A 21,428-nucleotide genomic window follows, 5' to 3' on the forward strand; every position below is an offset into this window, starting at 1 on the left:
TCGCGCGGGCTGCGCGCGTTGCGTATCCGTCATGCATTCGTCATGCATCCGTCGCGCGCCCGAGCAGCAATTCGCGTTCGCGCGCATTGCGCGTCAGCTCCGCCGCACGGAGGAATTCGGCTCTCGCCTCGTCGGCGCGGCCGAGCTTCGCCAGCAGGTCGCCGCGCACGCTCGGCAGCCAGTGATAGCGCGCGAGCGCGGGATCGTCGCGCAGCGCGTCGACGAGTTCGAGCGCCGCGGCCGGCCCGAAAGCCATGCCTACCGCCACCGCGCGATTCAGCTCGACGACCGGCGACGGCGCGACTTCGGCGAGCGCGTCATACAGCGCGACGATCTGCGCCCAGTCGGTGTCCGCCGCCTGCCGCGCACGCGCATGGCAGGCGGCCAGCGCGGCCTGCAGCGCGTACGGCCCGCGCACGCCGCCGAGCGTCGTCGCGTGTTCGAGCGCCGCGAGGCCGCGCCGGATCAGCAGCGGATCCCAGCGGCTGCGATCCTGATCGAGCAGCAGCACGGGCCGGCCCTGCGCGTCGGTGCGCGCATGCATGCGCGACGCCTGCAGCTCCATCAGCGCGACGAGCCCGAACACCTCGCTCTCGTCCGGCGCGAGCCCGGCCAGCACGCGGCCGAGCCGCAGCGCCTCGTCGCACAGCGCCGGACGCGTCCAGTCGTCGCCGGCGGTCGCAGCGTGGCCCTCGTTGAACACCAGGTAGATCACTTCGAGCACCGACGCGAGCCGCGCGGGCCGCGCATCGGCGGCCGGCACCTCGAACGGCACGTGCGCCGCCGAAAGCGTGCGCTTCGCGCGCACGATCCGCTGCGCGATCGTCGCCTCGGGTGTCAGGAATGCGCGCGCGATCTCGGCCGTCGTCAGCCCGCCGAGCAGCCGCAGGGTGAGCGCGACGCGCGCATCGGTCGACAGCACCGGGTGGCAAGACGTGAAGATCAGCCGCAGCAGGTCGTCGCCGATGTCGTCGTCGCGCGCATCGGCAAGCGCGTCGGCGATGTCGGGAACGACGTGCGCATCGAGCGCGTCCATCTCGCGGCCGAGCTGGTCGCGCTTCGCGGCATGGAGCGACTCCTGCCGGACCCGGTCGAGCGCACGCCGCTTCACGGCCGTCATCAGCCATGCGGCCGGGTTGTCGGGCACGCCGTCGACGGGCCAGTGCTCGAGCGCCGCGACGAGCGTGTCCTGCGCGAGTTCCTCGGCCACGCCGACGTCGCGCACCACGCGCGCGGCGCGCGCGATGATCTTCGGCGCCTCGATCCGCCACACCGCCTCGATCGCACGATGCGTCGCCTCACGCGTCACGACGCGTGCCCCGGGGCCGGCGCATCCTGCGCCACGTACATCAGCTCCCACGCGTGGCCGTCCGGATCGGCGAACCCGTGACCGTACATGCCCGGATATTCCATCGGCGGACGCGGCGCGGTGCCGCCGGCCGCGCGCGCCTTCGCGACGACCGCGTCGACTTCGGCGGGGCTTTCGCACGACAGGCACGACAGCACCTGCACGTGCGTTGCCGGATCGACGACGGTGCGGTCGGTAAAGGTCTGGAAAAACGGCCGCACGAGCAGCATCGCGAAGATCGTGTCGCTGATCCTGAGGCAGGCGGCCTGGTCGTTGGTATAGGCCGGCACGACCTCGAAGCCGAGCGCCTGGTAGAACGTCTTCGCGCGCGGCAGGTCGGCCACGGGCAGGTTGATGAAAACCATCTTGTGCATGGGTTGCTCCGGTGCGGATTGAATCAGGCGATCAGGCGGCGTGGCCGCGGCCGACATGGAGTTCGCGGAACCGCTCGACCGCGTCGCTCGGCGTGAGGTCGTCGAGTTCGAACAGCGGCCGCACCTCGATCTCGCAGTCCATCCCGGCGCCGAACGGCGCGGGGAAGCGGCGCGTCCATTCGAGCGCCTCGTCGCGCGAACGCACCTGGATCAGCGTATAGCCCGCGATCAGTTCCTTCGTTTCGGCGAACGGGCCGTCGACCACCGTGCCCTTGCCGCCCGCGTAGCGCACACGCCAGCCGCATGCGCTCGGCTTCAGCCCGTTCGCGTCGAGCAGCACGCCGGCCCGCGCCAGCTCCTCGTGATAGACGGTCATGGCCTCGACCAGCCGGTTGTCCGGCAACGCGTCGGACTCGCTGACGGCATTGGCCCGGATCATGATCATGAATCGCATCGTGCACTCCTTGTCGTGGGTGAAAAGCGGCGGCCCTCATCGGCGCCTCACCCGCACGACGGGCGGCGTCCGGCCGGATCGACACGTTCCGTGACAAATCAGGGTAAATACGGGGGCGCGCCGGTCACAGGAAGCACGGGCCGACCGCGCGCACCTCGACCGTGCACCATTGCGCGGCCGGGCACTGGCGCGCGATCTCGATCGCTTCCTCGCGCGTGTCGACGTCGACGAGGAAGAAGCCGCCGACCATCTCCTTCGCCTCCGCGAACGGGCCGTCGAGCAGGCGCGTCTCGCCGTCGCGCACCTGCACGCGCGTGCCACGCTCGGCGCGCTCCAGCGACTCGACGCCGCGCAGCACGCCGCGCGCCTTCAGCGTCTCGGCGAAATCGACCATCCGCGCGTACAGCGCCTGACCTTCGTCGAGCGTGCGCTCGGCGCGCTGGTCGGTCGGTTCGACAATCAACAGCATGTAGGACATGGAGCTCTCCTGTGGGAACGGGTTGCGGCAGCGCTCGCCATGCGATCGGGATGCGCCGCCCGATGCAAAAGCGTAGCAGCCGCCGTGCGACCTGCCTGCCTGGCCGAACGGAACTGGCCGGATGGCCAATTCAGCCGCTTCCTGACATTTTGCCGTCAAGATGCCTGCCGAACCGCCGGATTTTCTTCATCAGGAGCCCTCCATGTCACGCCTGCTTCCGCCGCTTGTCGTCGCCCTCCTCGTCTCGGCCGCCGCCCGGCCGGCCGCTGCCGCGCTGCCGGTCAGCGCCGGCTGCGGCGGCGCGACCACGCCTGTCGTCGAGCTACGCACCGCCGGCGGCCCGTCGCCGCTGGCCGGGCACACGACGTCGATCGAAGCGGTCGTCACCGCGACGTTCGGCGGCGCGGACGGCCTGGGCGGCTTCTTCGTCCAGCAGGCCGATGCGCAACGGCGCCATCGGCCGGGCATCCCGGAAGGCGTGTTCGTCTACGCGCCGAACGCACGCGCGCAAGCCGGCGACCTCGTGCATCTCACGGGCCGCGTCGACGAGCGATACGGCCGGACGCAGTTCACGCTGTCGGGCAACGTGACCGTGTGCGCGCACGGGCAGTCGGTCACGCCGGCCACGCTCACGCTGCCGGTCGCCACGCCCGCCGTGCTGGCCGCGCACGAAGGCATGCGGGTGCGCCTGCCGCAAACGCTGACGGTCAGCGATACCCACGCACTCGGCCGCTACGGCAACCTCGTCCTCAGCAATGGCCGGCTGCGCATGCCGACCCAGGTCGCGCCGCCGGCCGAAGCCGCCGCGCTCGCGGCGGCCAACGCGCGCAACCGCATCGTGCTCGACGACGGCTCCGGCCGCCGCGACCCCGCAACCGTGCGCTATCCGCCGCCCGCCCTGAGCGCCGCCAACACGCTGCGCGCGGGCTACACGGTACGCGGCGTCGAAGGCGTGCTCGAGTGGCGCCACGGCGAGTGGCGGCTGCAACCGGTTGCCGGCGCGGCGCCGGTGTTCGATGCCGCCGCGAATCCGCGTACCGGTGCGCCGCCCCGGCATCCGGATGCCGACCTGCGCATCGTGTCGTTCAACGTATTCAACTATTTCAACGGCGACGGCCACGGCGGCGGATTCGACGCGCCGGCCGACCGTGGCGCGAAAACGCCCGCCGCGTTCGCCCGGCAGGAGGCGAAGATCGTCGCGGCCTTGCGCGCGCTGCGCGCCGACGTGATCGGGCTGATGGAAATCGCCAACAACGGCTACGACGACGCGAGCGCCGTACGGCGTCTCGCCGCGCAGCTCGGCGACGGCTGGCGCGCGGTCGAGCCCGCCGCCGCGCGGCTCGGCCGCGATACGATCGCGGTCGCGCTGCTGTACGACAGCCGCGCGGTCGAGCCGGTCGGGCGCGCCGCCACCGTCGCGCTCGGCGGCCGGCACCGCCCGCCGCTCGCGCAGACATTCCGGCGCATCGGCGGCGCGCGCGCGCTCACGGTTGCGGTCAATCACCTGAAGTCGAAGAACTGCCCGAACGCGACCGGCGCCGAGCGCGACCAGTCGGACGGCCAGGGCTGCTGGAACGCGGCGCGCACGCGGGCCGCCGCGCGCGTCGCCGACTGGCTCGCCACTTCGCCGACCGGCGCGGCGGCCGACGGCGTGCTGCTGATCGGCGACCTGAACAGTTATGCGAAAGAGGACCCGCTTCGCGCGCTCGAATCGCGCGGCTACACGAACCTCGTCGCGCGCTTCGTCGGCGATGCTGCGTACAGCTACGTATTTCGCGGCGAAGCGGGCAGCCTCGACCACGCGCTCGCCACCCCGGCGCTCGCCGCGCGCGTGAAGGCCGCGCACATCTGGCACATCAACGCCGACGAGCCGGCCGCGCTGCAACCCGTGCCCGACTACCGGACGCCCGCGCTGCGGGCAGCGTACTACGCTCCCGATGCATACCGCTCGTCGGACCACGACCCCGTCGTCGTCGACGTCGCGCTTGACGACGGCGCCCGGTGACCGACCAACGGCACGGCATGCACCGTGCGGGTCGCCTCCGTGCCGACTAGTGCAATTGCACCGGCGCAAGGCCTGCAACGGCACTATTTACCTGGCTATACCGGAGACGCCATATTTACCGCACATTCACCGCGCACCGCTGCCCGATACGCGGATTCGCCAGACATGCGAAATTGTTACAACCGCCGTGCCGCCCCGTGCGGCGGGGCTTCGCGGCGATCCTGCCGACGAGTTGAAAGTTTGTCTCGAAACTCAATCGGGCCACGTGAATCAGATTGGTTGCTGGGATTCGTCTTATCTTCAAATTAGCCTTGAACCGAAGGAGGATAACCACCATGGCGCTTACCGACTCGATCGAACACAAGCTGGACCGCGGCCTCGCCGACATCCGTCGCACCGGCCGGCGCGTGGGCCGCACGACACGCTCGGCCGCCCGCGACCTGCATGCCGACGTGACCGACGATCTGCGCGGGCTGGTCGACGAACTGGAAGACCTGCTGAAGAACGATGGCGACGGCGATATCGCCGCGCTGCGCAAGCGCGTGCAATCCCGGCTCGACGAAGCGCGCAACACGCTCGACGACGCATCGGGCAACGCGGCGGCCCGGCTGCGCGATTCGGCCGAACGGGTGTCGCAGGTCGTGCGCGACAACCCGTGGCAAACCGCCGGCGTCGTGGCCGGCCTCGCATTCGTGGCGGGCCTGCTCCTCGCCCGCCGTTGAACGGCGCTGCCCGCCCCGTTCGCCCTCACTCAGACAACGAAGGAGAATCGCCATGCAAAAGACCCTTGTCATGAAAGCCGCCGCCGCCGTGATGCTCGGCAGCCTCGCGCTCGCCGGCTGCACGACCACCCCCGACAAACCCGAGAACGCCGCGACCAGCGCGTCGAAACGCCAGTCGATCGACGCCAGCGTCAACGCGACGCTGTCGCGCCTCTATTCGACGGTGCCGGGTTCGCGTGAGCTCGTCGCGAAATCGCGCGGCGTGCTCGTGTTCCCGAACGTGCTGCAGGCCGGCTTCATCGTCGGCGGCCAGTCCGGCAACGGCGCGCTGCGCGTCGGCGGCAGCACGGTCGGCTACTACAACACGTCGTCGCTGTCGGTCGGCCTGCAGGCCGGCGCGCAGTCGAAGGCGATCGTGTTCCTGTTCATGACGCAGGATTCTCTCGACGCGTTCCGCAAGTCCGAAGGGTGGGCCGCCGGCGCCGACGCGTCGGTCGCGGTCGTGAAGGTCGGCGCGAACGGCGCGATCGATACCACCACGGCCACCGCGCCGGTCGAGGTGCTGGTCCTGACCAACGCCGGCCTGATGGGCGACCTGTCGGTCAACGGCACCAAGGTCACGAGGCTCGACATCTGACGATGCGGCACGCGGCGTCGCGCCGCGTCCGCGTTCCGGCAACGCCGCGGCCCCGGCCGCGGCGTTGTCGCATGGGCCGCGCGCAGCGGCTATGATGGCGGCGCCTTTGCGGGCATACTCCGGATCGGGCCGCCCGGCGGATGGCCGCCCGCGGAGGGCCGCCCCGCGGCGCATTTTGCCGCGCACCCGCGACGTTCGAGAACCGATCGCGCGCGGGACAACGGAATTCAATCAAACCACGCATCAATCTGCGCGAATGTCATCCATGGATAGCGGACACGATCACCAAAAATTCTTCTATTTCCTGCTGGCCGCGGTCACCGTCGGGCTCTGCTGGATCCTCGCGCCGTTCTCCGGCGCCGTGTTCTGGGGCACCATTCTCGCGATCCTGTTCCAGCCCGTGCAGCGGTGGCTCGCCGCGCGCTTCGGCAAGCGGCGCAACCTCGCCGCGCTCCTGACGCTGTCGCTGATCGTCCTGATCGTGATCCTGCCGCTCGTGTTCGTCGCCGCGACGCTCGTGCAGGAAATCGCATACGTGTACCAGGAAATCAAGACCGCGCAGCCGAACTATTCGCAATACTTCCAGGACATCATCCACGCGCTGCCGTCGTCGATCCAGCACCTGCTGCAGAAGTACGGACTGTCGAACCTTCCCGGCATCCAGAAGAGGCTGACCGACGGCGCCGCGCAGATCAGCCAGCTCGCGGCCACCCAGGCGCTCAGCATCGGCCAGAACACGTTCCAGTTCGTCGTGAGCTTCGGCGTGATGCTGTACATGGTGTTCTTCCTGCTGCGCGACGGCGGCGAGATCGGCCGCCGCGTGCGCCGCGCGCTGCCGCTCGACGACGAGCACAAGAACCTGCTGCTGGCAAAATTCACGACGGTCGTGCGCGCGACCGTGAAGGGCAACATCGCGGTCGCGCTCGTGCAGGGCGCGCTCGGCGGCCTGATCTTCTGGATCCTCGGGATCGAGGGCGTCGTGCTGTGGGGCGCGCTGATGGCGTTCCTGTCGCTGCTGCCCGCGATCGGCGCGAGCCTCGTGTGGGTGCCTGCCGCGCTCTACTTCGTGATGATCGGCGCGTTCTGGAAATGCGCGATCCTCGTCGCGTTCTGCGTCGGCGTGATCGGCCTCGTCGACAACCTGCTGCGCCCGATCCTCGTCGGCAAGGACACGAAGATGCCCGACTGGGTCGTGCTGATCTCGACGCTCGGCGGGATGGCGCTGTTCGGCATCACCGGCTTCGTGATCGGGCCGCTCGTCGCCGCGCTGTTCATGGCGAGCTGGGACATCTACGCCCGTTCGGAACAGGGCGAATGACGCACCGCGCGCCATGCGCGCGACGGCCGGCCCTCCGCGCCACCGCGGGCGGCGGCCGTCACGGATGACGGATGCGGATCACGACGGGCGCCACGGCGCCCGTTTCTTCATCCGCCGCCACCGTCAGCACGCCGCCGTACGGCCCCACGCGATGGCCGCGCCCCGATGTCAGCGGCACGCCTCGCGCATCGTGCGCGTCGCGCCAGGTTGCGCGCACACCCGAACCGGCATCCGGCGCGAACGGCGCGCCGTCGACCCCGACCAGCGTCACCTGCGCGCCCGGCAAACGCCGGCCATGCGCATCGAACCGCAGCGTGGCCGCCGCGCCGCCGGCCGCGACTTCCCGCCCTTCCACCACCGCGTCCGACGGTGTGACGAACGTCACGTCGTAGAGATCGACGAGCGCACCGGCGAAACGCACGACGCCGCCCGGCGCGGCAGGCTCGCCCGCCGCCGCATTCGACATCGCCAATGCCACGCCGAGCCCGATCGCCATCATTCGCGCCGCACCGGCGGCAGCACCGCGCGCCGCCCGGTTGCGCGCCACCGCCGATGCCGTCCGCTTTGTCCTGTTTCGCATGCCCTCTCCCTGTCGCGAGACCAGAAAAAAACGGCGTGACACATCGGTCACGCCGCTTGTTCGCCGGCAATCACTGTAGGGAGGGCCGCCCGGGAAGGATATGGGACTGGTCCTAAACTGAGCCCCGGTTGATCGAGCAGGCGCGCGGCCTCGCGCGCCACGCCGCGGGACGGTCAGGCGTCCGGATCGACCCGCAGCACGAGCTTGCCGCGATGGTCGCCGTCGAACAGGCGATTCAGCACGTCGGGCGCGTTCTCGAGGCCGTCGGCCACGGTCTCCTCGGCCTTGAGCCGGCCGTCGCGCAGCCAGCCCGCGAGCGTCTGCACGGCTTCGCGGCTCTTGCGGTAGTCGAGGATCAGGAAGCCGCGCATCGTCAGCCGCTTCGAGATCAGCACGCCGACGTCGTCCGCCGCGCGCCCGCTGTTGTAGTTCGAGATCACGCCGCACAGCGCGACGCGACCGCCGATCACCATGCGCGACAGCACCGCGCGCATCACCTCGCCGCCGACGTTCTCGAAGTCGACGTGCACGCCGTCCGGCGTCGCCGCCTTCAGTTGCTGACGGAAATCGTCGGCCTTGTAGTCGACGGCCGCGTCGAAGCCGAGCGTCTCGGTCAGGTAGCGGCACTTGTCCGGTCCGCCCGCGATGCCGACCACGCGCGCGCCGTGGATCTTGCCGATCTGCCCGGCGATCGAGCCGACCGAGCCGGCCGCCGCCGACACGACGAGCGTCTCGCCCGGCTGCACCGGCGCGATATCGGTCAGCCCGTAATACGCGGTCAGTCCGCTCATCCCGCACGCACCGAGCAGCGTGGGCAGCGGCAGGCCCGACTGCGCCGGCAGCTTCACGAGCTGCGCGGCCTGGTCGGCCGGTACGACCGCGTAGTCCTGCCAGCCGACGAGCCCCTGCACGAGATCGCCCGCCGCGAAACCGGCGTGCCGCGACGCCACCACGCGCCCGATGCCGAGCGCGCGCATCACCTCGCCGATCGCGACGGGCGGCAGGTACTGCGGCACGTCGCTCATCCACACGCGGTTGGTCGGGTCCATCGACAGGTACAGCACGCGCACGAGCACCTCGCCGTCCGCGAGCGCCGGCACCGGCGCCTCGACGAGCGAGAAGTGTTCGCGGCCGACCCGCCCTTCCGGGCGCGTCTTCAGCAACAGCTGGCGGTTCACGGGTGTGGACACGAGGTTCTCCTCCGGTCGTTGTGGTTCGGGATGCGCGTCAGACCGCGCACATGCCGCCGTCGATCACGAGTTCGGCGGCCGTCACGAAGCGGCTCTCGTCGGACGCGAGATAGACCGCCGCATGCGCGACGTCGTCCGGCTCGCCGAGCCGGCGCAGCGGGATGCCGCGTGCGAGCTTGCGCGTCGCGTCGCGTTCGCCGAGCGTCTGGAACAGCGGCTCGACGATCCCCGTGCGGATGAACGCCGGGTGAATCGAGTTGCAGCGCACGTCGAGCTCGCGGCGCGCGCAGTCGATCGCGACCGACTTCGTCAGCGACGCGACCGCCGCCTTCGACGCGTTGTACGCGGTGAAATCGGGCTCGACCTTGAACGCGGCCACCGACGAGATGTTGATGATCGAGGCCGGATGGCTGGCGGCCAGATACGGCAGCGCGTGCTTGCAGCCGAGCACGATGCTCTCGACGTTGATCGCCATCACGCGCCGCCACTCGTTCAGCTCGATTTGCGCGGGCGAGCCGATCGAGCCGACGCCCGCATTGTTGACGAGCACCGACAGCCCGCCCATCGCCTCGTTCGCCTGCGCGAGCAGCGCCTGCCAGCTTGCTTCGTCGCGCACGTCCTGGGTCGCCGCGAACGCGACCGGCTTCGCACGGCCCGCGTTGAGTTCCTGCGCGAAGGCATCGAGCACCGCCGCGTCGGCGATGTCGGTCACGAACACGTGCGCGCCCTGCTCGACCATCCGGCGCGCGATCGCGCGGCCGAGGCCGCCCGCGGCGCCCGTGATGTATGCGCACTTGCCGGCAAGGCGCGGAGAAACGACTGTCATGTGACCTGCTCCTATCGTGAATCGTCGGCGCGCAACGCTGCCGCGACGGCGGACCGCCTGTCGCCGCCGGGCCGACGCGGGCCGGTTGCCGGTGCGTCGACGCCACGACGCGCGCCGTGGTTTCCGCGAGTATATCGAGACGGACGCGGCACGCGCCCGACGGACCGGGCAGCCGCCCCCGGTCGAACGACAGCCAGCGTACGCGAATGCCGCCAATCGATGAAATGAATATTCGTTATGCCCGGTCATCAACGGGAATCATGACCTTCGCCCGCCCGCGGCGATCCGCGAGCGGACGCGGCCGATCCTGCGGACCGGCCGGTTCGTCGGCTCAGGAGGTGGCGCATCGCGGGACGCGACGGGCGGGATGCAACCGGGAGAACGATACGGGGAACCGCCGCGCGATCGCCGGCAGCGACCGATGAGCGACGACCGTCAGAACCTGTCGCCCGACGGCGCGCGCACGAACGCGCAGAGTTGCGGCGAATGCGTGTCGATCATCTGCTGGAACGGTGCGCGGTGCCCGTACGCGATGCCCGACACGAGCAGCAGGCAGACGGCCGCGACACGCGGAGACACTGCGCGCTGCCGCGCGCCGTCGTAGCGGCGCAGGAACGCCAGCGCGACCAGCGCGCCGAGCATCCAGCCGACGACGACTTCGGGAACGGTGTGCGAGTGATCGAACACGCGCGCGACGGCCGTGACCGCGCCGATGGCCAGCCCGGCCGCGATGCCGGGCGCCTTGCCCGGCCGGAACGCCTGCCACAGCATCGACAGCGCGACCGTCCACACGGACGTCGACAGCATCGTATGGCCGCTGATCACGCGGAAATCGAAGCTGGGGAGTTCGATGCCGCACCCGGCGTAGAGGATCTTGGTTGCGCCGACCAGGCCCATGCCGGCGGCGAGCAGCACGCCCCAGCGCACGGCGAGGCGCCAGTCGGCCAGCGCGAGCCATGCCGCGCACGTCAGCGCGATCGGCAGGGTCAGCGCGGCATCGCCGAGGTTGCTGATTTCACTCCACATGACGGACTTCGGAGGGCTATCGAAAGGCCGCAGTTTACCGCATGCGCACGGCGCGCCTGTTTCATCCTGTGACAGGCTGTATCAGCCTGCGACACCCGTGATCAGCAGCAGGTTCGTGCCGGTGATCACGGCGAACAGCGCCCACGCGGCGACCTGCATCCCGCGCCCGATCCCGTGCTCGCCCATCACCGAGCGATCGCTGACGGTCCGGATCAGCGGCCACATCGCGAACGGAAGCTGCAGGCTCAGCAGCACCTGGCTCCACACCAGCAACTGGCCGACCGAGCCGTCGCCGAGCCACAGCACGCCGATCAGCGCCGGCACGAGCGCGAGCCCGCGCGTGATCAGCCGGCGCTGGTAGCACGGGATCTTCGTATGCAGGAAACCGTCCATGATCACCTGGCCCGCGATCGTCCCGGTGAGCGTCGAGCTTTGCCCCGACGCGAGCAGCGCGATGCCGAACAGCAGCGCCGCCGCCCCGCCCGCGATCGGCGTAATCAGCTTGTAGGCCTGCTCGATGTCGGTCACGTTGTGCTGGCCCGTCGCATGGAACGCCGCGCCCGCGACGATCAGGATCGCCGCGTTGACGAGCATCGCGACGAACAGCGACACGCAGGTATCGATGCGCACCAGCGCGAGCGTGTCGCGAATCGTCCCGCGCGCGCCGCCGACCACGCGCCGCGTCTGCACGACCGACGAATGCAGGTAGAGGTTGTGCGGCATGATCGTGGCGCCGACGATGCCGAGCGCGAGCACGATCGCGTCCTTGCGGTCGTGGCCCGGGTCTCCCGGCACGAGCCCGCCGACCACCGCGTGCCAGTCCGGCGGCGTGATCGCGACCTGCGCGACGAAGCAGAACGCCATCGTCGCGATCAGCGCGAGCACGATCGCCTCGATCTGCCGGAACCCCTTGCCCTGCAGGCCGAGCACGATCACCGTGTCGAGCGCGGTCAGCACGATCCCCCACGCGAGCGGCACGCCGAGCAGCAGCTTGAACGCGAGCGCGCAGCCGAGGACTTCCGCGATATCGCACGCGACGATCGACACTTCGGCGGTCACCCACTGCAGGACGCGGCCGAACCGGCCGTAGCGGTCGTAGCTGGCCTGCGCGAGATCCCGGCCCGCGACGAGGCCGAGCCGCGCCGCGAGCATCTGCAGGAAGATCGCCGCAAGACTGGAGAACGCGACCACCCACAGCAGCGAATAGCCGAACTGCGAACCGGCCTGGATGTCGGTCGCCCAGTTGCCGGGATCCATGTAGCCGATCGCGACCAGCAGGCCGGGGCCGAAGAAACGCTTGAGCTTCTGCCAGCGCGGCGCGCCGGCGTCGATCGTGATACTGCCCTTTACTTCCGACGGGCAGAAAGGGGCAGTGGCGGTAGTAGGGAGGAGTGGCATGAAAACCGGGAATCGAGATCGCGAGAGGTCGATTCTACGGGTATCCGTCCGATTGCCTCCCGCACGGTGGCGCACGCCGCGCAACCCGCCCCGGCATCGTGGCCGCACGCGGACGCGTGCCCCTCGCCGTCGTCCGCATCGACCGGCACGGTGCCGCGCGCATGGAGCCTTTCGCGCTCGGACACGCGAAATTCGGTTGGCGACATCAGCATGCGCTGGCGAAACAGCTTCGCGAGCCGCTCGCCGCTGCCGAACCCGGTGCGGCGCGCGACCTTGTCGGCCGGCAGCGTCGTGTGGACCAGCATGTGGCAGGCGCGCTCGAGCCGCACGTGCTGGACGAACTCGGTCGGCGTCACGCCGATCTCCTTCTTGAAGCGCCGCAGAAAGTTGCGCTCGCTCATCGCAACCGCCTGCGCGATGTTCGCGATCGAGGTGCGGTTCACGCTCTGCGCGCGCAACTGCTGCACCGACGTCCGGATCGACGGGCTCGCGCTCAGCTCGCGAAACGCCCACATCGACTGCACGTAGCGCTGCTCGACCGGCCGCATCATGTTGCTGGCGATCTCCTGCGCGGCGCGATCGCCGAGATCGGCGCGGAACATGTCGAGCACGACGGCGAACACGTCCGTTTCGCCGCCGTTCAGTTCGACCGTCGTCGCGGTACGCTGCCCCGCCCTGCCGGGCAGCCCGTCGAGCATCGCCGCCGGCCGCTGCACCGCCGCGAGCGTGGGCAGGTCCATCGCATCGACGATCCAGCGCGCACGACGGCGAATGTCGGTCAGGCGTCGCTGCAATGCGTCATCCCAATTGACGGCCGCGCGGTCGCCGTGAAGATGAAAGAACGCGAGCGCGCGGCGCCCGTGCTCGTCGCCGAGCGGATCGGCCGCAATGCTCACGCCGGACGACGACTGCAGCAGCCCGCCGGTTTCGGATACGTACTTCAACTGGTAATCGGCACTGTACGCGTGCAGACGATTCGCCAGATTGAAAACCTCGCCGAGTCGCGCGGCCTGAGCCAACGAAAACCCCGTGCTCAAATAGATAACGACCCATCTCTGATCTGCTGCATTCACTGGCCAAGCCCCCGCTTGTTTCGACTTTCTTGTAATACCGTCGAACTGTCGGGCTTATATTTGGTTTGAATGCGTTCGACAGGACGGCTATCCCGAAATATGAAGCGACGGCATCTTAGCCGAACGGATTGCGCGTTTGGCGCGAAATGGCCGACGCGGACAGCATCATGGCGGATTACTACAGGCTGTCGGACGGCGCCGGCCGGCCTGCGCGAATGCGCGCATGCCGGCACCGTCGCAGGTGGCGATCGGGTGCGTTTCGGCAGGCCTGTTCGACAGCGGCGCGCGGCGTCAGGCAGCGCGACGAAGCCGCCGCCGCGGCGCGATTGAAACGGCCCCGGCCGGCAGCCGGCATCTCCGTTCGCCGCGCACGCGAACCCGCGCCTCCGTTGCCCGCACATCCATTAGAATCGGCCCACGATTCATCACGCCGCCCGCCCCCGTGCCCGCCGATCACCGACTCGACCTGAACCTGTTTCGCGTGCTCGACGCCGTCTACGTGCATGGCGGCATCAGCGCGGCCGCCCGTGCGCTGCATCTCACGCAGCCGGCCGTCACGCATGCGCTCAACCGGCTGCGCGCGCATTTCGACGATCCGCTGTTCGTGCGCCAGGGCAACCGCGTCGTGCCGACCGAGCGCACGCGCGCGATCATCGCGGACGTGCAGCAGCACCTGAAGGGCCTGCAAGGCACCGCGCGCGCGCCGTCGGGCTTCGATCCCGCAACGCTCGACCTGAGCATCGCGGTGGGCATTCGCGACGTGCTCGAATCGATCGCGCTGCCGCGGATCGTGGCAGCGTTCGCCGACGAGGCGCCGGGCCTGCGGCTCGTGAGCCGCCGCATTGCCGTGACCGACATCGAGCGCGAGCTCGCATCGGGCAATCTCGATCTCGTCGTCGACCGGCGCGTGCCGACCGGCCCGCGCATCGCCACCGAACACCTGCTCGACGATTCGCTCGTCGTCGCGCTGCGCCGCGATCATCCGCTGGCGCGCGAACCGCTGCGGCGCGGCGACTATTTCGCGGCGCGGCACATCGCGGTGTCGTCGCTCGGCGAGCCGCAATCGCTCGACGTGCTGCTCGGCAACGACGGCCGCTTCCGCGATATCCGGCTCACCTGCCAGCACTACTTCGCCGCATGCCAGATCGCCGCGGCCGGCAACCTGCTGGTCACGCTGCCGCACACCTATGCGCTGAGGATGGCCGCGCTGCTGCCGATCGTCGTGCAGCCGCTGCCGCTGCGGCTCAAGCCGTTCCCGCTGCTCGCCTACTGGCACGAATCGCGCGACGCCGATCGTGCGCACCAGTGGGTGCGCGAACGCGTCGCCGCACTCGTGCGCCACAGCGCCGGCGCGGCCGACGCGTAGCCGCGCAGCGCACGCCGCCGCGGCCGGGACGGTATGCTGACGGCCGCACGCCGCCATGCGGCGCCCGTTTTTCCTTGCCCGCTTCCCGGAGACCTGCCATGCCGCTCATCCACGCCGCCGCCGTCCTCGATGCCGACGCGCCCGACTACATCGTCCGGTTGCAGGCCGGCACGCACGCGCTGACCGGCGACGAGGCTTCGCGCGAAGGCGGCCAGGATCGCGGGCCCGCGCCGTACGAGTTCGTGCTGGCCGGTCTCGCGCAATGCACGGCCGCGACGCTGCGCATGTACATGCAGCGCAAGGCGTGGCCGGCCGCGCGCATCGACGTGCGCACCGAGCTGCATGCCGATCGCGACGGCACGCAATACGTGCGCCGCGTCGTGACGCTCGACGGCCCGCTCGACGATGCGCAACGCCAGCGCCTCGCCGAGATCTGCGAGAAGACGCCGGTCACGCAGTTCATCAAGCGCGGCACGCGGATCGACACGACGCTGGGCTGACACGCGCGGCGCACGATCGTCGCGCCGAAACGAAACGGGCGGGGCGCGCATGATGCACGCCCCGCCCGTTCGTCGATCCGGTCTCGCGCTTACAGTCCGAGCGCGGACAGATCCAGCTTGCCGCCCTTCATCGGCGGGCACCAGAAGTAGGCGCCCGTCAGCGGCTGCGTGAAGCGGAACAGGCCGTCGACGATCCCGTCTTCCGCGCCGCTCATGCGGCGCATCTGCACGTCGAACGCGCGGAACGAGTTGCCGAACGCGACGAAATAGAGGCCCGCGCGGCGCGCATCCGACCACGGCGACGAACGGCGCAGCATGAATGCCTCGGGCTCGAAGCTTTCCTGCGCGGTGCGCTTCACGTGCGCGAACTCGGGCGCATCGTCCAGTTCTTCGTTGTCCGAGCGGCGGCGCCCGATGATGTTGTCCATGTCGCCCGACGGAATGCGCTCCATCCGGTCGAAGTCGTGCAGCCATTGCTGGACCGCGACGAAGCTTGCGCCGTCGAGCCCCGCGCCCTGCCCCGCGACGATCGCCGCAGCCACCGCCGCGTCGCCATCCGGGTTCTCGGTGCCGTCCTCGTAACCGGACAGGTCGCGATCGTTCGAATAGCGGAAACCGTCGACGGCGTCCTGCAGCGCGAACGCCGGCGCCAGCGCGCGTTCGATCGCCCGCGCGCGCAGCACGATCTCGCCGCGGTCGTCGCCACGCAGCCAGACCCACACGTCGGCCGGCGTCGCCGGCAGCGTGCGGTCCTGCACCTTGAACGCCGGAAATTCGACGAGGCCCGGAACCGGACGCCCCAGGTGCGCGGCCAGCGCATGCCCGAACCCGACGACCGTGTCGCGTCCGTCGACGATCTCGCGCAGCGCGGCCAGCGCCGCCGCCACGTTGCCGTCGTTCGAAATCGTGAAAGTGAGGTATCGGGCCGCCGTATCGATCGGGGTCAGGATGCCTTGCTGAACGTCGCTCATCGTTTCCTCAGGAATGTATCGTGGTGAATCCGCGCGGGCTGCATCGTCCCGCGCTGCGAACGCTGAAGTGTAATCGATGCGCACGCCGGCCCATGCGCCGCCGCGCCGCGCGAGGCCCGCGACAAAAGGGCCGGAACCCTGAATGCCAACCGTATCGACGCGGCAACGCCGCATTCGTCAGACGTTGCGGCGCGCCGGGCACTGCTGATAGAATCTTTCCACGTCTTTTCGGCGTCCTTTCAACCGTTCACTTCAGGGGAGGTGCAGATGTTGCCAATGCCAGCCACCTTCCCGAACGTGGTCCCGCGGCGCAGCTGATCCAGCCCGCCGTCCGCGCCGGCTCCCGGGCTTTTCACCAACCCGTCGGCCGCGCCTTTTCCTGACAGCCCGTTCCGTTTCGCCCGCGTGTCCTTGCGCGGCTCCGGCTGTTGCGTTTTCGATGTTCTCCGAACCGGAAAGTCCCGTCGCGCGATGCGCCGGGCAACGATACATGACCCAGAAAACCACTCGTCAGGGCGGCCATGCATTCCAGGCCGTATTCGGCTTCACCTTCCGCTACTGGCGCAAGCAGCCGGCCCGCATCGCCACGGTCGTGGCGCTGGCGCTGCTCGCCGCGCTCGTCGACGTGCTCACGCCGCTGTTCGCGGGCCGCCTCGTCGACGCCCTGTCGGCCGGCGTGACCGACCGGGCCGCCGCGTGGCATTCGGCGCTCGCCGCCTTCGGCACGCTCGCCGCGCTCGGCCTCGGCGCGACGGTGCTGCGCCAGGGCGTGTACCTGAACATCATCCCGCTCACGCTGAAAATGATGAGCGAGATCGCGGCCGCGTCGTTCCATCGCGTACAGCGCTTCTCGACCGACTGGCACGCGAACAGCTTCGCGGGCTCGACCGTGCGCAAGATCACGCGCGGGATCTGGGCGCTCGACCTGCTGAACGACACCGTGCTGATCGCGCTGCTGCCGTCGGTCGCGATGCTGGTCGGCGCCACCGTGCTGCTCGGCACGCACTGGCCCGCGATGGGGCTCGTCGTCGGCGCGGGCTCGCTGCTGTATATCGCGGTGACGGTCGCGGTATCGCTCGGCATCGTCGCGCCGGCCGCGCGGCTCGGCAACCTGTGGGATACGCGCATGGGCGGCGCGCTCGCCGATGCCGTGAGCTGCAACGCGGTCGTCAAGGCGTTCGGCGCGGAAGCGCGCGAGGAAGCGCGGCTCGAACGCGTGATCGACAAATGGCGGCAGCGCACGCGCCGCACATGGGTGCGCGGCACGTTCAACGGCGGGCTGCAGGGCGCGATGCTGGTGGCGATGCAGGCGGCGATGATCGGCGTCGCGCTGCGGCTGTGGGCGAACGACGAGGCGAGCGTCGGCGACATCGCGTTCGCGCTGACGATGTTCTTCATGCTGCAGGGTTACCTGCGCGACGTGGGCATGCACATCCGCAACCTGCAGCGCTCGGTGAACGACATGGAGGAACTCGTCGCGCTCGAATCCCAGCCGCTCGGCATCGACGATCGTCCCGGCGCGCCGGCCATCCGCATCGGCCAGGGCGAGATCCGCTTCGAGCACGTGACGTTCCGCTACGGCAGCCATCCGGTGCCGCTGTACGACGACTTCTCGATGCGGATCGCGCCCGGCGAGCGCGTCGGCCTCGTCGGCCACTCGGGGTCGGGCAAGACGACCTTCATCAAGCTGATCCAGCGCCTGTACGACGTGTCGGGCGGCCGCATCACGATCGACGGCCAGGACATCGCGCACGTGCGGCAGGATTCGCTGCGCAGCCAGATCGCGATCGTCCAGCAGGAGCCCGTGCTGTTCCACCGCACGCTCGCGGAGAACATCGCGTATGCGCGCCCCGGCGCGAGCCGCGCGGAAATCGAACGCGCGGCGCGGCTCGCCAGCGCGCACGACTTCATCGCCGCACTGCCGGACGGCTATGACACGCTGGTCGGCGAACGCGGGATCAAGCTGTCGGGCGGCGAGCGCCAGCGTGTCGCGATTGCGCGCGCGTTCCTCGCCGATGCGCCGATCCTGATCCTCGACGAGGCGACGTCGAGCCTCGACAGCGAGAGCGAGGTGCTGATCCAGCAGGCGATGGAGCGGCTGATGGTCGGCCGCACGACGCTCGTGGTCGCGCACCGGCTGTCCACCGTGCGCGCGCTCGACCGGCTGCTGGTGCTCGATCGCGGCAAGGTGGTCGAGGAAGGCAGCCACGACGCGCTGATCCGTATCGACGGCGGCATCTATCGCCGGCTGTTCGAGCGGCAGGCGCTGGAGCTCGCGAAGGGGCTCGCCGATGCGCCGCCGCGCGCGGCCGACCACGACGCCGGCTCGCTGGACGAACCGGCCGAGGCCTGACGGCGGCCCGTCGCGCCGGGGCCCGATGGCGGGTTGCCGCCGCCGGGCCCCGGCCGTCAGCGGGTCAGGTTCGAGATCGGGGCCGTGCCGGGCGCACGGCCCTTTTTGTGTGCGCGGCCCCTGCGGGGCGCCCCGGAACCGCGCGTCGCGAGTCGTCGCTTCCGGGATCACTTATCATGTCGGCCAGGAAATTTGCGACGAGGGATCGACCATGTTTACAGGAATTGTCCAGGGCGTTGGCGTCATCCAGGCCATCAAGGATCACGGGGAGCTGAGAACCTTCAGCATCGCCTTCCCCGAACGGTTTACGGACGACATCGAGATCGGCGCCAGCGTCTCGGTCGACGGCGTGTGCCTGACGGTGACGACCATCCATTCGCCGGAGCTGATCGACTTCGACGTGATGCTGCCGAGCCTGAAAATCACCACGCTGGCCGACCTGTCGACCGGCTCGCGGATCAACGTGGAGCGGGCCGCGAAGGACGGCGCGGAAATCGGCGGGCATCCGCTGTCCGGCCACGTCGACTTCCCGGGCACCATCCTGCACATCGCGACGTCCGAGCACAACCGGATGATCCGCATCGGCGTGCCGGCCGAGTTCAAGCGATACGTGTTCGCGAAGGGCTACATCGCGATCAACGGCTGCAGCCTCACCGTGTCGGACGTCAATCGCGACGAAGGCTGGTTCGAGATCTGGCTGATTCCGGAAACGCGACGCGCGACGACCTTCGATGCGAAGGGCGTCAACGACAAGGTCAACATCGAGATCGAGCGCAGCACGCAGGTGGTCGTCGATACGATCCGCGAATCGGTCAGGGAAACGCTCGGCGAATTGACGGGTGTCGTCACCGCGGTGCTGGCGGAGAAAGGCGTCGACATCGAGGAGCTGCTGGCCCGCCACGTCGCGCGACTGCCGAAGCCGTAACGCCCGCCGGTGTTTCAGGTGATGCGCTGGATCACCGAATACCGGCTTCCGAGCGCGGCGGAGCCGAAACGGAACACCGCGTCGACCGGCGGGAGCGGGATTGCGTCGGAGCGGCATAGCGGGCGCGCCGAACGGACGGGATGCGCGGCCGTTTCCACCCGGCCCGACGTGCCGTCCTCGTCGAGATACACGTTCAGCCACACGCCGTCGCGCTCGAACGACATGCACAATGCGCCGGCCTCGACGCCATGCCGGTAGCCGGCGACGGGTGCGTCGCCATCCGCGAAGCGGTATCGAAGGCAGGGCCTGGCAAGGCGGTTCGCTTCGGTCAGAAAGTCGGCCACTGTCATCCTGTGTATCCCGTTGGTGTCCGGCGGCCTCACTCCGCCTCGACCTGCGCGCCCTTCCCCACCGCCACGCGCTGCGCGCGATAGATCCCCGCGTGCCCCGAAAACAGATACGCGACGACACACGCGACGATCGCGTACACGCCGATATCCGCGCCGAACAGCTCGATCGCCATGATGGTCGATGCGATCGGCGTATTGGCCGCGCCGGCGAACACCGCGACGAAGCCGAGCCCCGCCAGCACGGGCACCGGCAGCGCCAGCACCTGGCCGAGCGCGTTGCCAAGCGTCGCGCCGATGTAGAACAGCGGCGTCACTTCGCCGCCCTTGAACCCCGACGCCAGCGTGACGACGGTGAACGCGAACTTGCCCGCGAAATCGTAGAGCGGCAGCGGGCCGTGAAACGCGGCCTCGATCGTCGGAATGCCGAGCCCGAGATACTGCGGCACGTTCAGCACGGTGGCGGCCGCCGCGACCAGCAACCCGCCCAGCACCGGCTGCAGCGGCGCATGGCGAACCGCGCGCCGGAACCACGCGGTCAGCGCGTGCGTCGCAAACGCGAACAGCCGCCCGACGACGCCGAACGCGATGCCCGCGACGACGGTCACGGCCAGGCCCGTCGCCGACACGGCCGGCACGAATGGAATCGCATAGACGGTGTGATGCACGCCCCACGCGCGGCATACGACGTCCGCGACGATCGCCGATGCGACGCAGGCCAGCAGCGCGTCGTAGCGCACGCGCCCGATCGCCAGCACCTCGAGCCCGAACACCGCGCCCGCGAGCGGCGTGCCGAACACCGACGCGAAACCGGCCGCGATGCCGCCCATCAGCAGCACGCGACGATGCTCGCGATCGAGGCGGAACACGTGCGTGATCCGGTCGGCCAGCGCGCCGCCCATCTGCACGGCCGTGCCCTCGCGGCCCGCCGAGCCGCCGAACAGATGCGTGACGACGGTCGCGACGAGCACGAGCGGCGCCATCCGCTTCGGCACGAGCGCCTTCGGGTCGTGAATCTCGTCGATCAGCAGGTTGTTGCCGCGCGCGACGGACTGGCCGAAACGATGATAGATCCACCCGGTCGCGAAACCGGCGGCCGGCAGCCCCCACAGCAGCCACGGATGAGCCACGCGCGTGCCGGTCGCCCAGTCGAGCGCGATCAGGAACAGGGCGGATGCCGTGCCGGCGAGCACGCCGAGCAGGGCCGAGAGCGCGAGCCAGCGGCATACGTAGCGCACGCTCGAGAAAAGATCGGCAGAAGTCTTGAAAAACATGATTTCCAGATTCGACGGAACATCAAAACCTGGGCGGCAGAATACCGCATGGACGGCCTGCGACCTCCTGACGACCCAGGAACACGCAGGCATCATCAGCCGGGCAAACCGGCGGTTGAGGGCCGCCCCACGCACGATGCGCCGGGAACGACCGCAGGGAGGCATGCCATCTCCGCTGGCCGCCATTGTACGCGACGCCGCGCGACGCCCGCAATGCGGCCGTCGGCGCGCCGCGACAGGACGGCGGCGCGCGCCCCGGCACG

General features: G+C 69.7%; 21 protein-coding genes and 1 riboswitch. Of the genes, 8 read left to right on the forward strand and 13 right to left on the reverse strand.

Going from position 1 to position 21,428, the window contains the following annotated elements; genetic code table 11:
• Positions 1-40: 40 nt before the first annotated feature.
• The 4 genes from GQ57_RS25035 to GQ57_RS25050 form a co-directional block, all read right to left on the reverse strand.
• Positions 41-1,309, reverse strand: a complete 1,269-nt coding sequence (locus GQ57_RS25035) for an RNA polymerase sigma factor (protein ID WP_034199338.1) — start codon at positions 1,307-1,309, stop codon at positions 41-43.
• Entirely contained in the window at positions 1,306-1,722 is a 417-nt protein-coding gene (locus GQ57_RS25040; protein WP_031399837.1) for a VOC family protein, read from the reverse strand. Before GQ57_RS25040 ends, GQ57_RS25035 begins: the two co-directional genes overlap by 4 nt.
• Before the next feature lie 31 nt (positions 1,723-1,753).
• Positions 1,754-2,176 carry a YciI family protein gene (locus GQ57_RS25045; protein WP_034199339.1) on the reverse strand — a complete coding sequence of 141 codons (423 nt, stop codon included), beginning with the start codon at positions 2,174-2,176 and terminating at the stop codon, positions 1,754-1,756.
• Between the two features lie 124 nt (positions 2,177-2,300).
• Positions 2,301-2,654: a YciI family protein gene (locus GQ57_RS25050; RefSeq protein ID WP_031399839.1), complete on the reverse strand. Its 354-nt coding sequence runs from the start codon at positions 2,652-2,654 to the stop codon at positions 2,301-2,303.
• 202 nt (positions 2,655-2,856) lie between these two features.
• On the opposite strand from GQ57_RS25050, the gene GQ57_RS25055 reads away from it, so the two are divergent.
• The 4 genes from GQ57_RS25055 to GQ57_RS25070 all read left to right on the forward strand — a co-directional run bounded on the left by GQ57_RS25055 (position 2,857) and on the right by GQ57_RS25070 (position 7,336).
• Complete coding sequence (locus GQ57_RS25055) at positions 2,857-4,659, forward strand: ExeM/NucH family extracellular endonuclease (protein ID WP_034199340.1); 1,803 nt, start codon at positions 2,857-2,859, stop codon at positions 4,657-4,659.
• Between the two features lie 335 nt (positions 4,660-4,994).
• Positions 4,995-5,381 carry a DUF883 family protein gene (locus GQ57_RS25060; protein ID WP_031399841.1) on the forward strand — a complete coding sequence of 129 codons (387 nt, stop codon included), beginning with the start codon at positions 4,995-4,997 and terminating at the stop codon, positions 5,379-5,381.
• Positions 5,382-5,433: 52 nt separating this feature from the next.
• Positions 5,434-6,018: a BPSL1445 family SYLF domain-containing lipoprotein gene (locus GQ57_RS25065; RefSeq protein ID WP_034199341.1), complete on the forward strand. Its 585-nt coding sequence runs from the start codon at positions 5,434-5,436 to the stop codon at positions 6,016-6,018.
• A gap of 265 nt (positions 6,019-6,283) precedes the next feature.
• A complete protein-coding gene (locus GQ57_RS25070) occupies positions 6,284-7,336 on the forward strand; it encodes an AI-2E family transporter (RefSeq protein ID WP_031399843.1) in 1,053 nt (350 codons plus the stop codon).
• Positions 7,337-7,394: 58 nt separating this feature from the next.
• Here the strand turns inward: GQ57_RS25070 and GQ57_RS25075 are convergent, their stop codons facing one another.
• The 6 genes from GQ57_RS25075 to GQ57_RS25100 form a co-directional block, all read right to left on the reverse strand.
• Positions 7,395-7,916: a hypothetical protein gene (locus GQ57_RS25075; RefSeq protein ID WP_034199342.1), complete on the reverse strand. Its 522-nt coding sequence runs from the start codon at positions 7,914-7,916 to the stop codon at positions 7,395-7,397.
• Positions 7,917-8,089: 173 nt separating this feature from the next.
• Positions 8,090-9,106 (reverse strand): NADP-dependent oxidoreductase, encoded by a 1,017-nt coding sequence (locus GQ57_RS25080; protein WP_031399845.1) that lies wholly within the window; start codon positions 9,104-9,106, stop codon positions 8,090-8,092.
• A 37-nt stretch (positions 9,107-9,143) separates the two neighbouring features.
• A complete protein-coding gene (locus GQ57_RS25085) occupies positions 9,144-9,932 on the reverse strand; it encodes an SDR family oxidoreductase (RefSeq protein ID WP_031399846.1) in 789 nt (262 codons plus the stop codon).
• Positions 9,933-10,367: 435 nt separating this feature from the next.
• Positions 10,368-10,958 carry a phosphatase PAP2 family protein gene (locus GQ57_RS25090; RefSeq protein ID WP_031399847.1) on the reverse strand — a complete coding sequence of 197 codons (591 nt, stop codon included), beginning with the start codon at positions 10,956-10,958 and terminating at the stop codon, positions 10,368-10,370.
• 81 nt (positions 10,959-11,039) lie between these two features.
• Complete coding sequence (locus GQ57_RS25095) at positions 11,040-12,356, reverse strand: Nramp family divalent metal transporter (protein WP_031399848.1); 1,317 nt, start codon at positions 12,354-12,356, stop codon at positions 11,040-11,042.
• Positions 12,305-13,375 (reverse strand): helix-turn-helix domain-containing protein, encoded by a 1,071-nt coding sequence (locus tag GQ57_RS25100; protein WP_031399849.1) that lies wholly within the window; start codon positions 13,373-13,375, stop codon positions 12,305-12,307. Before GQ57_RS25100 ends, GQ57_RS25095 begins: the two co-directional genes overlap by 52 nt.
• Before the next feature lie 496 nt (positions 13,376-13,871).
• On the opposite strand from GQ57_RS25100, the gene GQ57_RS25105 reads away from it, so the two are divergent.
• Entirely contained in the window at positions 13,872-14,795 is a 924-nt protein-coding gene (locus GQ57_RS25105) for a LysR family transcriptional regulator (protein WP_034199343.1), read from the forward strand.
• Positions 14,796-14,893: 98 nt separating this feature from the next.
• Positions 14,894-15,295: an OsmC family protein gene (locus GQ57_RS25110; RefSeq protein ID WP_034199344.1), complete on the forward strand. Its 402-nt coding sequence runs from the start codon at positions 14,894-14,896 to the stop codon at positions 15,293-15,295.
• An 89-nt stretch (positions 15,296-15,384) separates the two neighbouring features.
• Here GQ57_RS25110 and GQ57_RS25115 read toward each other — a convergent pair whose 3' ends face one another.
• On the reverse strand, positions 15,385-16,266 hold the full coding sequence (locus GQ57_RS25115) for a Dyp-type peroxidase (protein WP_031399852.1): 882 nt from the start codon (positions 16,264-16,266) through the stop codon (positions 15,385-15,387).
• A 490-nt stretch (positions 16,267-16,756) separates the two neighbouring features.
• Between GQ57_RS25115 and GQ57_RS25120 the strand changes: the two genes are divergently transcribed.
• Both GQ57_RS25120 and GQ57_RS25125 read left to right on the forward strand, forming a co-directional pair.
• Positions 16,757-18,619, forward strand: a complete 1,863-nt coding sequence (locus tag GQ57_RS25120; protein WP_031399853.1) for an ABC transporter ATP-binding protein — start codon at positions 16,757-16,759, stop codon at positions 18,617-18,619.
• A 211-nt stretch (positions 18,620-18,830) separates the two neighbouring features.
• A complete protein-coding gene (locus GQ57_RS25125) occupies positions 18,831-19,544 on the forward strand; it encodes a riboflavin synthase (protein ID WP_034199345.1) in 714 nt (237 codons plus the stop codon).
• Between the two features lie 14 nt (positions 19,545-19,558).
• Here the strand turns inward: GQ57_RS25125 and GQ57_RS25130 are convergent, their stop codons facing one another.
• Together GQ57_RS25130 and GQ57_RS25135 are read right to left on the reverse strand one after the other, a co-directional pair.
• Positions 19,559-19,894 carry a hypothetical protein gene (locus tag GQ57_RS25130; RefSeq protein ID WP_235215128.1) on the reverse strand — a complete coding sequence of 112 codons (336 nt, stop codon included), beginning with the start codon at positions 19,892-19,894 and terminating at the stop codon, positions 19,559-19,561.
• Between the two features lie 29 nt (positions 19,895-19,923).
• The gene (locus GQ57_RS25135; RefSeq protein ID WP_034199346.1) at positions 19,924-21,165 is read right to left on the reverse strand and encodes a voltage-gated chloride channel family protein; all 1,242 of its coding nucleotides are present in this window, start codon (positions 21,163-21,165) and stop codon (positions 19,924-19,926) included.
• Positions 21,166-21,244: 79 nt separating this feature from the next.
• Positions 21,245-21,348: riboswitch (Fluoride riboswitch) on the reverse strand.
• Between the last annotated feature and the right edge of the window lie 80 nt (positions 21,349-21,428).

The organism is Burkholderia sp. MSh2, from assembly GCF_000731655.1.
GTDB lineage: Bacteria > Pseudomonadota > Gammaproteobacteria > Burkholderiales > Burkholderiaceae > Burkholderia > Burkholderia paludis.